The 12,192-nt window shown below is 65.3% G+C and carries 16 protein-coding genes and 1 pseudogene; 7 read left to right on the forward strand and 10 right to left on the reverse strand.

Annotated features, from left to right (window positions below; genetic code table 11):
* Positions 1–6: 6 nt before the first annotated feature.
* From L107_RS15420 to L107_RS15445, 6 genes are all read right to left on the reverse strand, one after another.
* Positions 7–534, reverse strand: coding sequence for a DUF4236 domain-containing protein (locus L107_RS15420; RefSeq protein ID WP_159820269.1), 528 nt, complete (start codon positions 532–534; stop codon positions 7–9).
* A gap of 377 nt (positions 535–911) precedes the next feature.
* On the reverse strand, positions 912–1,232 hold the full coding sequence (locus L107_RS15425; RefSeq protein WP_159820271.1) for an SAP domain-containing protein: 321 nt from the start codon (positions 1,230–1,232) through the stop codon (positions 912–914).
* Entirely contained in the window at positions 1,216–1,713 is a 498-nt protein-coding gene (locus L107_RS15430; RefSeq protein WP_159820273.1) for a hypothetical protein, read from the reverse strand. Before L107_RS15430 ends, L107_RS15425 begins: the two co-directional genes overlap by 17 nt.
* 404 nt (positions 1,714–2,117) lie before the next feature.
* The gene (locus tag L107_RS15435) at positions 2,118–3,347 is read right to left on the reverse strand and encodes an EAL domain-containing protein (RefSeq protein ID WP_159820275.1); all 1,230 of its coding nucleotides are present in this window, start codon (positions 3,345–3,347) and stop codon (positions 2,118–2,120) included.
* A gap of 317 nt (positions 3,348–3,664) precedes the next feature.
* Positions 3,665–3,898: a type II toxin-antitoxin system VapC family toxin gene (locus L107_RS15440; protein ID WP_236550728.1), complete on the reverse strand. Its 234-nt coding sequence runs from the start codon at positions 3,896–3,898 to the stop codon at positions 3,665–3,667.
* Between the two features lie 80 nt (positions 3,899–3,978).
* On the reverse strand, positions 3,979–4,200 hold the full coding sequence (locus L107_RS15445) for an antitoxin (protein WP_159820277.1): 222 nt from the start codon (positions 4,198–4,200) through the stop codon (positions 3,979–3,981).
* 68 nt (positions 4,201–4,268) lie between these two features.
* On the opposite strand from L107_RS15445, the gene L107_RS15450 reads away from it, so the two are divergent.
* Positions 4,269–4,757 (forward strand): hypothetical protein, encoded by a 489-nt coding sequence (locus tag L107_RS15450; RefSeq protein WP_159820279.1) that lies wholly within the window; start codon positions 4,269–4,271, stop codon positions 4,755–4,757.
* A gap of 32 nt (positions 4,758–4,789) precedes the next feature.
* On the opposite strand, the gene brnA is transcribed toward L107_RS15450, so the two are convergent.
* Together brnA and L107_RS15460 are read right to left on the reverse strand one after the other, a co-directional pair.
* Positions 4,790–5,068: a type II toxin-antitoxin system BrnA family antitoxin gene (brnA, locus tag L107_RS15455; protein WP_236550729.1), complete on the reverse strand. Its 279-nt coding sequence runs from the start codon at positions 5,066–5,068 to the stop codon at positions 4,790–4,792.
* A pseudogene (locus L107_RS15460) lies at positions 5,055–5,294 on the reverse strand (BrnT family toxin); the annotation flags it as partial. The gene brnA and the pseudogene L107_RS15460, both read right to left, overlap by 14 nt.
* A 121-nt stretch (positions 5,295–5,415) precedes the next feature.
* Here L107_RS15460 and L107_RS15465 point away from each other — a divergent pair.
* From L107_RS15465 to L107_RS15490, 6 genes are all read left to right on the forward strand, one after another.
* The gene (locus L107_RS15465; RefSeq protein WP_159820281.1) at positions 5,416–5,751 is read left to right on the forward strand and encodes a hypothetical protein; all 336 of its coding nucleotides are present in this window, start codon (positions 5,416–5,418) and stop codon (positions 5,749–5,751) included.
* A 98-nt stretch (positions 5,752–5,849) separates the two neighbouring features.
* Positions 5,850–6,113: a plasmid stabilization protein gene (locus L107_RS15470; protein ID WP_159820283.1), complete on the forward strand. Its 264-nt coding sequence runs from the start codon at positions 5,850–5,852 to the stop codon at positions 6,111–6,113.
* Positions 6,110–6,538 carry a type II toxin-antitoxin system VapC family toxin gene (locus tag L107_RS15475; protein WP_159820285.1) on the forward strand — a complete coding sequence of 143 codons (429 nt, stop codon included), beginning with the start codon at positions 6,110–6,112 and terminating at the stop codon, positions 6,536–6,538. Before L107_RS15470 ends, L107_RS15475 begins: the two co-directional genes overlap by 4 nt.
* A 103-nt stretch (positions 6,539–6,641) precedes the next feature.
* Positions 6,642–6,929 (forward strand): nucleotidyltransferase domain-containing protein, encoded by a 288-nt coding sequence (locus L107_RS15480; RefSeq protein ID WP_159820287.1) that lies wholly within the window; start codon positions 6,642–6,644, stop codon positions 6,927–6,929.
* Positions 6,929–7,198: a DUF86 domain-containing protein gene (locus L107_RS15485; RefSeq protein ID WP_159820289.1), complete on the forward strand. Its 270-nt coding sequence runs from the start codon at positions 6,929–6,931 to the stop codon at positions 7,196–7,198. The genes L107_RS15480 and L107_RS15485 overlap by 1 nt, the downstream gene beginning before the upstream one ends.
* A gap of 199 nt (positions 7,199–7,397) precedes the next feature.
* Complete coding sequence (locus tag L107_RS15490; RefSeq protein WP_159820291.1) at positions 7,398–8,042, forward strand: hypothetical protein; 645 nt, start codon at positions 7,398–7,400, stop codon at positions 8,040–8,042.
* A gap of 69 nt (positions 8,043–8,111) precedes the next feature.
* Here the strand turns inward: L107_RS15490 and L107_RS15495 are convergent, their stop codons facing one another.
* Both L107_RS15495 and L107_RS15500 read right to left on the reverse strand, forming a co-directional pair.
* Complete coding sequence (locus tag L107_RS15495) at positions 8,112–8,528, reverse strand: hypothetical protein (RefSeq protein WP_159820293.1); 417 nt, start codon at positions 8,526–8,528, stop codon at positions 8,112–8,114.
* Positions 8,529–8,613: 85 nt separating this feature from the next.
* Positions 8,614–12,168 (reverse strand): TM0106 family RecB-like putative nuclease, encoded by a 3,555-nt coding sequence (locus tag L107_RS15500; protein ID WP_159820295.1) that lies wholly within the window; start codon positions 12,166–12,168, stop codon positions 8,614–8,616.
* Between the last annotated feature and the right edge of the window lie 24 nt (positions 12,169–12,192).

Below are 12,192 nucleotides of genomic sequence, written 5' to 3' on the forward strand. Positions count from 1 at the left end.
GGCGGCCTACGCCACGAGCCAGCCCCGGGCCTTCGCCAGGCGCAGCGCCTCCTGCACCGCCTCCACGCAGCGATGGGCCCGGCGCTTGACGTCGTCCTGGCTGCGGGCCCGGAGCAGGTAGGCCTGCAGTGCTTCCGGCGTTTCAATCACGGCCAGCAGGCCCTGGGTGCGGACGCCGAGGGCGGGGTCGGCCAGCAGGCGGGGGATCAGGTTCAGCTCCCAGAGCTGCCGGCCCCGGGAGCCGGCCGCGAACAGCTGCTTCTGCAGGAGACCCAGGCACTCCTGCTGGAAGGCGTCCAGCTGGCCGGGCCGCAGGCGGCGGCTGTTGGGCAGGCCCGCGGCGGGGGTGTGCTCGACGCTCCAGCTCAGGCCGGTGCCGGGCAGTCCCACGGTGGTGCGGGCGCCGCCGGAGCGGACCACCGGGATGTTGAACGACGCCCCGCGGCCGCCCACCGAGATGGAGCTGAGGCCGCTGCCTGTGAAGTTGAAGCGCAGGGGGCCGAGGCGGGCGCTGCGGCGGAAGCGGAAGGGCATAGGAGCGGCCGTTCTGAGGGCAGATCATGACCAGAGACTCAGACATCGGAAGGCCACTTCCAGGGAATGGCTTTCCACCTGCACATCCACCTGATCGCATGGGATGCTCGGAAACACGCAGCACCAGGGCGATCCTTTGCCAGGGGTGGAGATCGATGCGAGCCTGCGCCCTGCCGTTTGTTCAAAGAACGTGCGGCTCTTGCCGACCGACTGCGCCGCAGGGCGTTCCCATTGAGGGCCTCCTGGATGGCGCTGGTGGCTTCGCTGGGCCTGGCCTGAACGGTCACGCGTCTCCTCCTCCTTGAGCCCAGCACGCCTCAGCCGCGGCCAATGGGAGCCCCTTGCCTCGAATGAGGTGGCTCGGCTCCACTGGCTCGTCACTCCACCCCCAGGTGGGCCGCGATGCGCAGCAGCAGGGCCTCCATGCGATCCAGCCGGGCCTCCAGCCCCGTCGGCTTGCTTCCTTGCAGGGCGGCCGGTGCCGACGGCCCATCCCGCAGCCGGCGGATCAGCTCAGCCTTGCGCAGGCCGCTGGTGCCCTTGAGCCCCCGCTGACGGCAACGCTCCTTGAGCTGCTTGATGGTGAGCTCCTCCATCCCATCGGTCGGCAGCGCCCCATCCAGCTCCCGCAGCAGCCGGGCATCGGCCTGGGCCAGCTCGCGCAGATTGCTGCGCAGCGCCTCAGCGATCCTGCCCATCGACCGGCTCAGCGTTGGTCTCAAGGGCGCCCCTCAGGGCCTGCTGCCGGGCCGACAGCTCTTCGAAGCGCTCCTTGCCGCCTCGCCAGCGGTTCAGGAAGCGGATCACCGCCTGCACCAGCCGGGCGATGCCGCCGCCACCGCTGTACGCCCGCCGGCCTCGCTGATACTCGCCGAAGGCGACGCTCACCTCATCGCCCGCATCCTCCAGATGCTCCACCACATCGGTGACGATCTCGAGCATCGCGTAGGCCTCCGCCTTCACGCTCGCCTCCCGCATCGCCAGGGTCCGCAGCCGCTGGCTCAGCTCGCGCAGCTGCTCCCCCTGGCGTTCGGCCCGGCTGCGGTGGATGCCGCGGCTGATCATCAGGCTCTTGTAGTTGCCGCGCAGCTCCAGATAGAGCGCATCGAGGCGGTCCCGTTCCAGGGCCTTGGGATCACTCGGATAGGCCGAGGTGGGCGGCAGGGCCAGGGCAGCCATGGCGGATCTGTGGGGGTCGGGGAGGTCCATCCTCGCGTCAAGGCGTATGCGGTGGAGGGATGCACCCATGGCCTTGCGTCGTGCGCCTGAGGCCACGGGCAACCCTGAGCTCAACGGCCTAGGTGTGCTGTCTCAGCAGGTTGTTCAGCCGACGAAGGGGTGTGAGGTCGCCAGGGTCGGGGTGTCACCGCCCCTCCCAGGACCTCACACCCCAGGCATGACCACCCTGATTCGTCGGCCTCACGATGGGGGCGTGCAGCTCAAGAACCTTGCGGCGCAAGCCGGGATCAGCCTGCACTGCGCCTGCAGGGGGCTGGCCCGGTACCGCTCGATCACGGCCTCGTGGTCTGGAGTCGACCGTTGCATCAGCAGGACCGTGGACTGGTGGTGTTCTGGCGATCAGATCAGGGTTTGAGGCGCTGATCAATGCAGAGCACGAAGGAAGCGCCGCTGGCGTGCTCCAACCTCGTGGCCACGGTGCGGCAGCGCTGGCCGGTGGCCAGGCTGATGTAGGTGTCCGTGATGTGCTCCTGGAGACCCGTGTCAATCAGGCTGAAGAAATACTCCTTGTTGGCGTGGTCGGTGCCCCGCGTGGCGGGTGTGAACAGGCGGTTCCTTGACGGGGGGAGACCCTGGCCCAGGTGCGTGTTGCTGATCTGCAGTCCGTCGCCATCGAGCACGTAGGCCGCTTCGATCATGGTGTTGGTGCCGACCCAGTGGGCAAGGGCGCCGTCGAACATCTGGGCAGGGATGTGACGTAGGCCTTCACACCCTTCGCGGGCCAGATGGATCAGATCGAGGCCCTCCATCTGGCGGGCCTGGATGGCGGCCACGGCTTTGACCCGTTGCCGGCGGGAGGCTTCCATCAGCACTGGGTGCAGGGCCGCCAGGTGCAGGTTGGCCGCTGGCTTGGGGCGCGCAAAGTGATAGCCCTGGAAGAACTCTGCTCCGAGGGCGGCGCAGGTGTCCAATTCTGCCTGGGTTTCCACCCCTTCAGCCAGCACCAGAGTGCCGATGGTCTTTCCAAGTAAGATCAGCGACTTCATCATTTCCTGCTTGAAAAAGTCGCGGTCGACTCCGGCGATGAGACTGCGGTCGAGCTTGATGATGTGGGGCCGCAATTCGGCGATGCGTGGCAGGTTGCTGTGGCCGGATCCCAAGTCGTCAATGGCGATCAGGAAACCCAATTCGCGATGGCGCTCCACGAAGCGTTTCAGGGTCAGCATGTCCTGAACCTTGGTTTCGTTGAGCTCGATCACGATGTCGCTGGGTTGCAGACCCGTGGCTTCGGTGGCCTCGAGCAAGGCTCCCGAGCCTTCCACTCCCTCGTCGATCAATGACGTTTCAAAGTTGAGAAACAGAAAGGGGCGCCGGGACCGGGGCAAGTGGAGATCCCGGTAGGCCTCCATGGCCCGGATGCGGCAGCGGCGATCCAGCTCCAGCAGCTTCCCAGCCTTGCGGGCCTTGGCGAACTTCTGTCCGACACCCATGAGCGCCGGGCGCGCGAGGGCCTCCAGGCCCACCACGGAGGCTTGCTTGAGGGAGACGATGGGTTGAAAGTGAATGGTCAGCTGATTCGATGGGAGGATCGCAGAGACCTCCATCGCTGGCTCCATAAGTTCAGCGTGAACCATTGAGCGCGAATGACAGCGAATTACAGTTTTAGCGAGCCAGCAGCATTGAACCCTAGGGAATATCTGAAAAACGTACTAAGATCAACCGAGATTCAAGACTGAGGCTGGCTGAGGCTGGAACGAAGGCCGTCCCCCTCCAGCTGGGCTTTTCGGACCACCAGCACATTCACGCCAAAAAGAGGACGCGTCGCCAACGCTTCTTGGATGAGGTGGAGGCCACGGTTCCCTGGCAAACCTTCCTGGCCTTGATCGAGCCCTGCTGCCGGCCTACTGGCGGATCCCTAACCGCCGCAGGTGCCCCATGGCCCTGGGTGGACTCACCCGCTCAGCTGCAGGCCGCTCACCTGGGCAAACTCCCGGGTGTTGTTGGTGATCAGCGTGGCCTGCAGGCTCCGGGCATGGGCTGCGATCATCGTGTCGAGGGAGCCAATGGGAGTGCCCCGGCGCTCCAGGTCCGCACGCAGCTTTCCATAGGCCCAGGCAGCGCGCTCGTCGAAAGGGAGAATCGTGAGAGGGGCCAGGAACATCTCCAGGGCCTGGCGGTTGCGCATCGAGCCGCTCCAGTACCGCGGCTGGTTTGGCGTTGATGATGGTCATGCAGATGTTGGTGTCGAGCAGAATCATGGGCTGATCACTTCACAGATCTGCCCTCCGGCTGCTCACGCGTGATCACAAAGCCCGGCTCGAAGGCGGCCAACCCGGCCTCCAGGGTTTGCCAGGGGTCATCGATGGGCAGCAACAGCACCCCGTTGCCGAAATGCTTCACCACCACCTCGCTACCGCTCAAGCGGTACGCCTTCGGCAGCCGCACCGCCTGGCTGGGGCCCGATTGGAACAGACGTGCGGTGTCCATGGCAGGCCCTGATCCGGTAGTGACCCATGGTGGCTACCACGACTGATGAGACACGCCAGCACGCCGTCATGCCTCTCCCCCAGCTGATGCCGCTGTTGGCGGCCGTGGCGCTCACCCCCTGCCCGGCTCCCGTGAAGGCCCAGCTCGATGGCCTCTACCGCTGGCAGGTGGCGCGGCAAGACATGCGTGGTCCGACCGAGATCAAGAGCCAGCAAAGCCGCTTCACTGATGGGCTGTACCAGAAGCTGCAGCGCGCCTATGGGCTCGATCCGGCCAGCGGCCGTTTCGTTGATTTCGATCTGTTCAGCGGCACCCAGGTGTCGACCTTCGGCGCCAAGGTGCTGGGCTGCACCGCCGCCCCCGGCGGCGGACTGGAAGCCCGGGTGGCGGTGCAGGCGGGCCTGCGCAACCGCCCCTCGGAGGCGCCGCAGCAGCTGCGCTATCAGCTGGTGCGCGGCCTGGGCGGCAGTTGGAAGATCGCCGACATCGTCTATGCCCATCCGGCTGGGTTCCGCCTTTCCAGCTACCTGACCGAGCTGCTGGCTCCCCAGCCCTGATCAGCGCCTCCAGGTGATGGTGGCAAGCGGATTCAGCGGCTCTCCAGCGGTGACGGGTGTCCGCTACCGGCCTGAGAGGACGCGTCAGGACGACCTTGCTCAAGTCGCTCCGCGAGCCAGATCTTGATGATCGACTGCCGGGTCACGCCGAGGCGTGAGGCTTCACGGTCGAGTTGCTCGACCATCCAGAGGGGAAAATCCACGTTGACCCGCTTCTGTTTCACGGGGGCTCGACGGGCGCCGTCGAGATCGAGCGCCTCCAGCACGGGTTGACCGGCATCGAAGCGGCGATCGAATTCAGGGCTGTGCATAGAGCTGGACCTCCTCCAGGCGGGAGCGAAGGACAGAAATGAGGCGGATGGTCGAGCCGCGGCAGGTGATCACCGCCGACCCATGCTGGCGATGGATCTTGCCAATCACGAGGAAGCGCGGCTCGCCAGTTGTGCGCGCAGGGACCTCAAGCAGGGCTGGATCGCTCCAGAGGGCTCGAGCCTTGACGAAATCGATGCCGTGCTTGGCCAGGTTGGCCTCGCTCTTGACCGGGTCGAACTCAAATCCATTGCGAGCTGTTTTATACCTTTTCCGCTCTCAGCGGCATCTGGATCACCGCCTCCACCTGCAGCCAGGGTCAGACTTGAGCAACCCCTGCTCCGGAACGATGGCGCACCCGTCTGCCGCGCAGATCGCCCGCCTGGGACGCCAAGGGGTGGCCCTGTTCTTCGTGTTCATGCTCAGCGCCGAGCTGCCCGGCCAGATCTTCCACCTCGCCCAGCACCTGATCGGGCCGGGGCCGGACGCCATCGCGGAAACCCTCGAACACCTCGGGGTGCTGCTGGTCTATCTGCTGTCCCTGGTCTGTGCCCTGTTCCTGGCCCAGCAGGAGCTCTGCCGCACGCGACTGCTGGCGTCCTATCCGCCACATGAGCCCGTCCCCCTCGCCATGCATGTGCTCGGCCTGGTTTGGGGCCTGCTGGCGGTGTTCCTGCTGCACTGAGCGAGGCGTGATCTGGGCGTGCCAGGGCCCAACGCTCGAACTCAACCTCCAGCGCTAGCGTTGCAAGCACTGCCAGCAATGCCTTCGCGGCCGTCGTCATGGCCAGCCTCACGATCCGCAACCTCGACGACGCCACCAAGGCCCAGCTGCGCCTGCAGGCCGCGCGCCATGGCCACTCCATGGAGGAGGAAGCCCGCAGGATCCTGCGCGAAGCCGTGCTCCCGAAATCCGCTGGCTCTGACAGCCCAGGTCTGGGGAGTCGCATCCACGCCCACTTCGCCGCCCTCGGCGGGGTGGAGCTGGATCTGCCGGCGCGGGTTTCCAGGGCGGAGGCCGCCGTGTTCACCGAGGAGCCGGCGTGATCGTTCTCGACACGAACGTGATCGCCGAACTGATGCGGCCCCAGCCGGAGCCGGCGGTACTGGCCTGGGCGGATGGTCTCGATCCAGCGGCGGTGGGCATCACGGCGATGAACGAAGCGGAGATCCTGCACGGCCTCACCAGGCTGCCGGAGGGTCGCCGCAAGCAGGCCCTGCTGGATAGCTGGCAGACGTTGGTGACGGCCCTGCTGGGGGATCGCGTACTGGCCTTCCACCGGGAGGCCGCCCACTGGTATGGCGAGCTGCTGGTCCGGAGGGAGCAACTGGGACGGCCGATCGCCACGGCCGATGCGGTGATCGCCGCCACCGCCCTGGCCCAGGGCGCCCAACTGGCCACCCGCAACGTGAGCGACTTCACCGGCCTGGGCCTTGATCTGATCAATCCCTGGGACCATCGGTGGCGGTGAGCCCCGGAGGGCGCCTTCCGGTCCTGCTGTCCCCCTCTCGCCAAGGGATAGGCAAAGCGGACCCAGCCGCTTCTCTTACAATCCCGATGTCTTCTTGGCTGCCATGCGCCTCGTCGACCTGCTGGCTCAGGCCCCAAGGATCAGGGAGATCGCCACCGCCCATGGCGCCACAAATCTGGCGGCCTTTGGGTCGGTGGCCCGCGATCAGGCTGGACCCGACAGCGATCTTGATCTGCTGGTGGATCTTCCTCCCCATACAGGTCTGCTCGATCGCATCGCCCTGAAGCAAGCTCTTGAAGACACACTGCACTGCCGTGTGGATCTGATTCGTCGTCGCAATCTCGATCCCTCGGCGCTGGCCTCTGCTGAGCTGGATGCGATTCGCCTGTGATGAAGCCCAGGGACTGTGATGCCCTTCTCGACATCCTCACCGCCATCCGCCGGGTTCAGGGATTTCCCATTCCCGATCGCGAAACATTTTTTGCCAGCGACGTTCTCCAGGACGCGGTGGTACGCAATCTTGAGATCATTGGAGAAGCCACCAAGCGGCTGAGCGATACCGTTCGTCAGCAGCATCCGCAGATTCCCTGGCGGGAGATGGCCGGGATGCGGGATGTGCTGATCCATGCCTATGACCGCGTGGACCTTGAAGAGGTGTGAATCACCCTGAGCGAGCAACTGCCTGCGCTTCTGGCACGGATCGAACCCCTGCTCAGCGAGTGATCCGGTGGCCAGGCCAAAACTGAGCAGACCCCAGAGCATGACCCAGACGGAGGTCCTCCACCCATGAGGACAACAGTGCCACTGCAACTGTTGGGTTGGGGCTAGAGTCCACAGCCCCCTCACTCCCGGCCACCCCATGACCGATCTCCCTCCAGTGGCCCAGCGGTGGCTCGAGCAGCTCATCACCAGCACCCGCAACATCGACAGCCTCGTGGAGGAGGGATTCCAGGGTTGTTCCCTGCAGGATCTCTTGCCATGGATGGACGAAGGCCCCGGCCTGGCCGCCATCGAAGCGATCGACTGGGTGAAGAGCCAGCCGGACGCGGACGGTGAGGTGGCGCTGATGACCGTTGATGCGGAGGGGCTAGACAGGCTTCTGGAGTGGATGCTCGAAACCCGTGGCAGCTGCCCGATGGTCTACGCACCGGAGCCGGACGTCGTGCTGCCGGACGGGGTTCCCTTGCTGCGCCCCACGGCCTACAACCTGCCGGAGGGTATGTCCTCCGAGGAGGTGTTCGATGATGAATTCAGCGAGAATCTCTCAGCGCTGTTCTCGGCCATCAAGGACTCCTATGGGAACCAGGCGCACCTCTACCGAATCGACTATGGCCAGCTGGTGGAAACGATCGAACACGGCCTCTTCCTAACGGGTCAGTTCATCGACCTCAACGACGGCGAAGTGTTTGACTTCAGCATGGACGCAATCAATCAGCGGATTCGCTACCAATCCACTGGCCGCTACCACGAAAGCTTTCCTGCAGGATCCGGCACAACCGATTGATCTGCTCCGCTGCCGCCACTGTGTTCGAGAGGCAATGGGCACGGCTGATGGGTTGGGTGGGTTTCATGATCACTGGTCTTCCTCATACCAGATTGAGTTGCGCCCATTGTTCTTGAATTCTTCAGTGAATGCACGAGCATTCCGGAAGGCGACGACGATGCGCCCCTTCTCGACGCATTCCTGGACGTGGGCGCGAGCTGCTTCTATGGAAAAGGGGTCCTTGTCGTTCGAGTGCTTGAGCATCTCGTGCTCGACGTACTCATCAAAACGCTTTGGGTCCATCACGTGGGTCGCAATCGGGTCAATCTCAGCGGCAAGCAAGAAGTGACGCCCATGGAGCGTGCCAATCCTCAGGATGCGCTCATGGCGTACGCGATCCAGCGATGCGACCCAGAACCCAGTGATTCCGTGGCGTGAGCCAGAGGGCTTGGCCAGCACGGAATCGACCACCGCCTCGACCAACCGAGACTTGACGTTGAACGACACAGGTTCCTCCGAGGGATCAAGTCAGTAAAGAAATGGATCTGGATAAGCTTTCCCCCAATGGATTGAGAAGGGAATCGAACATGGTTCAGTTGCAATCTCGGCGATCATCTTCCATAGAAGCCTGGACCAAGCGGCACAACCGATTGATCTGCTCCGCCTCCTCCACCGTATTGGCAATCCCGCTCACCAGACCGGGCGACCCCACCACGATCGAGAGGCAACGGGCACGGCTGATGGCCACATTCAGGCGGTTGGGTTCCAGCAGGAAACCCAGGCCCCGGGGTGCGGCATCGCCATCGCTGGCGGTGAGGGAGTGGATGGCCACCGGTGCCTCCTGGCCCTGGAACTTGTCCACCGTTCCGACCCTCGCACGATGACCCAGCCGTTGCTGCAGACAGTTCACCTGCACGTTGTAGGGAGCGGTCACCAGGATGTCGTCAGGGGTCAACACCCCGCTGCATTCGCCGCTGCCGGAGGCATGGCGGTAGCCGGAGCCCAGCAGCCCCTCCACCAGATGGGCGATGCGCTCGATCTCCTCTTCCGCGCAGACGCTGCGGCCGGTGTGCTCCACCGCCTCGAACACCAACCCCTGGCCGGGCAGGATTGCTCCATGGCTACCGGTGCAGGGCTCCCGCCAGTCGATCCGGTTGATGACGTTGGCGGGGCTGGCCTGGAGGCGGCCGTCATAGAAAAGCGCCGACACCATCGCGGTGAGTGAGGGCTCCATGCGCCAGCTGGTGGCCAGGAACACGCCCCGATCGGCCGGGACGACATGGGCGTCCTGCATGAGGTACTCCAGGCAGGAATCACCACTATTCCCAGGGTGATCGGCCTGGGAGGGCTGGGACAGTTGCTGCTGGTCCCCCACCAGCAGGATCGAACGGGCGCAGCGGGCCATCACCAGCAGATTGGCCAGGGAGACCTGTCCCGCCTCATCCACCACCAGCAGATCAAAAGCGTCGGCCACGTCTGGCCGGCTGAGCATGAACGTGGTGCCGCCCACCACGGCCATGGCCTCGGTGAGCTGCTCGGGTTTCACCAGGGCAATGGGGGTGCCCGCCAGGGCTGGTTCGCTGTTGTCACTCCTGCACTTGACCACCGCCCGGGCCAGGCCTTGCTCGCTGATGACGGCCTGGGTCTTGAGCAGCAGGTTGTTGATGGCCGCATGGCTATTGGAACTGATCGCGACGCGCTGGCCACGGCGCACCAGTTCGGCGATCACCTGGGCCGTGACCGTGGTCTTGCCGGTGCCGGGCGGGCCCTGCAAAGCGAGGGTTTTGCCGCTGCTGGCCTCAAGGAAGGAGGCGAGCTGCTCAACCACCGCTGAGGGTTCGGTGCGGACGCGCGCATTGAGCGCCACCAGCTCCGCCACAGGTTCACGCTCCAGCAGGTGACGGATGGGCTCGGGCAGGGGCAGGTGACCGTGGACCCAGCCCTGGGCCTGTTCATCGAGACGCTCCCGCAGGCTCTCGCTGATGTCGGCGGGCACCTTGATCAGGCCGACCGGCGTACGGGGCAGGTCCACACGGAGCCCCTCGGCCAGACGTCGGTCGCGCTTGCTCCAGGGAAACTTGAGCGTCACCAGACCCTGCTCCGCGTCCAGGTCGTCCACCCCCAGTTGCAGTCCTGCCTCCGGGATCTCGAGATTGAGTCCGCTTTGCCCCGGTTGGCCGCGCAACTTGAGCGGTTGGCTGGGGTCAAAGCGGAAGCTGTGGTAATCGGCGCCGGTGCGGGCGCTGGTGCGGCTCTCCATCGATTCCCACACGGCCGCCTCGATGGCCTCGCCGTCGTTCTCCAGATCCCCTGGCGTCTCCAGCGCTTTCTGCCTGCGATCGAAGTACCCCCACCAGGCCACCTTGGCTTCCCGGTGGTGAAAGGGGAGCAGCTGCGCCAGCAGCCGCTGCACCCGCCAGCTCAGTCCACGGGGGCCGCGTTGCTCCTGCTCCTGAAGCAGTTCTTCCGGTGCATCGGCGGCGGGATCGCTCTGGAGCGTTTCCGGCAGCTCGGCGATCAGCACTGCGGCGAGGGCCTCCAGGGGCCAGGGTTCCTTCTCGGGCTTTTCTTCTTCCTCCAGCTGAAGGGGTTGCTCGGGCAGGCCCTGGTCGGAGCGCAGCTGGAGCAGCCAGTCATGGAGGTAGACGGTGGATTCGCAGTCCTCCCGGTTGTAGTCCTCGATCGCCTGGAGTTGGGGGCTGGCCTCTGGCGCAGGACCCGGCCGGGGAGGCTCTCCCGATGCCTGCCAGTTGGCGTAGGCCACCACCGAATCCCCGGCATTGGTGACCTCCGCGGAGCGAGCCTCCATGTAGAGGTGCTCCACCTTCTTGATCGAGTAGCTCTCCTCGCCCAGCACGATCGCGTTGGTGACCACCGGCAACAGATCCACCAGCAGGCCTGAGCGCAGCCATTCATCGATCACGGTCTCCCGGGTGGAGTGCTGCTGGGCCAGCCGGCGCATGGCCGTCTTCTCGTAGCTGGCGTAGTGGTAGATGCGCAGGCCCGGAAACCGACGGCGACGCTCTTCCACCCAATCAACCCATCCCTCGAAGGCCTTCTTTTCCTGCAGGGGAGAGTGGGCCCACCAGGCCTTGAACTGGGGTGCGCCCCCGGGTGCGTCGCGATAGCAGGCGCCGAAGAGGTATTCGAGCTTCCTGGCGGCGACGGCATCGTGCACCCCCTCCATGTCAAACCAAATGTCGCCCGGGTCGGCCGCGGGGAGGGCGGCCAGACCCTTACCCGGCTTCAGGGGACGAACCCGATAGGCCGGTCGGCCAGCGGCATCGGCGGGGGTGAGCTGGAGTTCGGCCTGCTGCTGCAGTTCTTGGAGAGCCTCCTGGGCCAGGCCAGGGATGGTGGACCCTGGAGCCAGCGCACTCAGTTGCTCGATCGTGTGGATGCCGGCGGCCTTGAGCTTGAGGCGCTGGCTCTGGCGCAGGTTGGCCACCAGCACCAGATCCCGGGCCTGCACCAGCCGCTCTTCAATGAAGGTGCTCCAGCTGCCGTGGTCACCGGGTTCATCCTCCGGTGGTGCGGCGGGATCGAAGGCAGCGCGGAACGCGCGGTAGCGATTGCGGAGCTGCTGATACCAGGCCCAGAAACGATCGATGTCGTAGGGCAGGAAGCGGCCACCACCGAGAAACAGCTCGAAGCGATCGGGCCGGTGCCCCAGCAGGGGGGTGAGCAGTTCGCCGTAGGCGCAGGCCTGCACCAGGAAGGTGGTGCGGGGCTTGCTGGCGAGCTTGCATTCGATCGGGATGTAGCTCCAGTCGCCCAGATCGGAGGGATGGGGAATCCTGCGCAGCACATCGGCCGAGCCGCGGATCTCGCCGTTGTTCAGTGAGGCCTGGTGGATGAAGTCGAAGCCCGCTGCCATGGCGGCCCGGGTGGCGGCGTAGTCGGCCTCACGCTGCTGGCCGGAGAGGCGGGCGATGCGATAGCCCTCGGACTCCAGTTGGTCGAGCAACACCTGCTCGAGGCGCAGGCCATCGGCGAACAGCTGTTCATCAAGGGCCGAGGCCGGAGGTTGTTCGCCCGTGAACAGCCCCCTGGCCTTGAGTTCCTCCCACCAGGCACCGATCCGCGGACTGCGGCAGAAGAGGGCGAGCTGGCTGGGGGTGATCAGGCGTTCTGGGAGGGACGGCACAGTGAATGACAGGTGAATGATGGG

Source organism: Cyanobium sp. Copco_Reservoir_LC18 (assembly GCF_009834675.1).
Taxonomy (GTDB): domain Bacteria; phylum Cyanobacteriota; class Cyanobacteriia; order PCC-6307; family Cyanobiaceae; genus Cyanobium; species Cyanobium minutissimum.

What these genes read in the sequence shown, in the direction of transcription:
- L107_RS15420 (WP_159820269.1), bottom strand. Translation starts at nt 534, where the DNA reads ATGCCCTTCCGCTTCCGCCGCAGCGCCCGCCTCGGCCCCCTGCGCTTC.
- L107_RS15425 (WP_159820271.1), bottom strand. Translation starts at nt 1,232, where the DNA reads ATGGGCAGGATCGCTGAGGCGCTGCGCAGCAATCTGCGCGAGCTGGCC.
- L107_RS15430 (WP_159820273.1), bottom strand. Translation starts at nt 1,713, where the DNA reads ATGGCTGCCCTGGCCCTGCCGCCCACCTCGGCCTATCCGAGTGATCCC.
- L107_RS15435 (WP_159820275.1), bottom strand. Translation starts at nt 3,347, where the DNA reads ATGGTTCACGCTGAACTTATGGAGCCAGCGATGGAGGTCTCTGCGATC.
- L107_RS15440 (WP_236550728.1), bottom strand. Translation starts at nt 3,898, where the DNA reads ATGCGCAACCGCCAGGCCCTGGAGATGTTCCTGGCCCCTCTCACGATT.
- L107_RS15445 (WP_159820277.1), bottom strand. Translation starts at nt 4,200, where the DNA reads ATGGACACCGCACGTCTGTTCCAATCGGGCCCCAGCCAGGCGGTGCGG.
- L107_RS15450 (WP_159820279.1), top strand. Translation starts at nt 4,269, where the DNA reads ATGCCTCTCCCCCAGCTGATGCCGCTGTTGGCGGCCGTGGCGCTCACC.
- brnA (WP_236550729.1), bottom strand. Translation starts at nt 5,068, where the DNA reads ATGCACAGCCCTGAATTCGATCGCCGCTTCGATGCCGGTCAACCCGTG.
- L107_RS15465 (WP_159820281.1), top strand. Translation starts at nt 5,416, where the DNA reads ATGGCGCACCCGTCTGCCGCGCAGATCGCCCGCCTGGGACGCCAAGGG.
- L107_RS15470 (WP_159820283.1), top strand. Translation starts at nt 5,850, where the DNA reads ATGGCCAGCCTCACGATCCGCAACCTCGACGACGCCACCAAGGCCCAG.
- L107_RS15480 (WP_159820287.1), top strand. Translation starts at nt 6,642, where the DNA reads ATGCGCCTCGTCGACCTGCTGGCTCAGGCCCCAAGGATCAGGGAGATC.
- L107_RS15485 (WP_159820289.1), top strand. Translation starts at nt 6,929, where the DNA reads ATGAAGCCCAGGGACTGTGATGCCCTTCTCGACATCCTCACCGCCATC.
- L107_RS15490 (WP_159820291.1), top strand. Translation starts at nt 7,398, where the DNA reads ATGACCGATCTCCCTCCAGTGGCCCAGCGGTGGCTCGAGCAGCTCATC.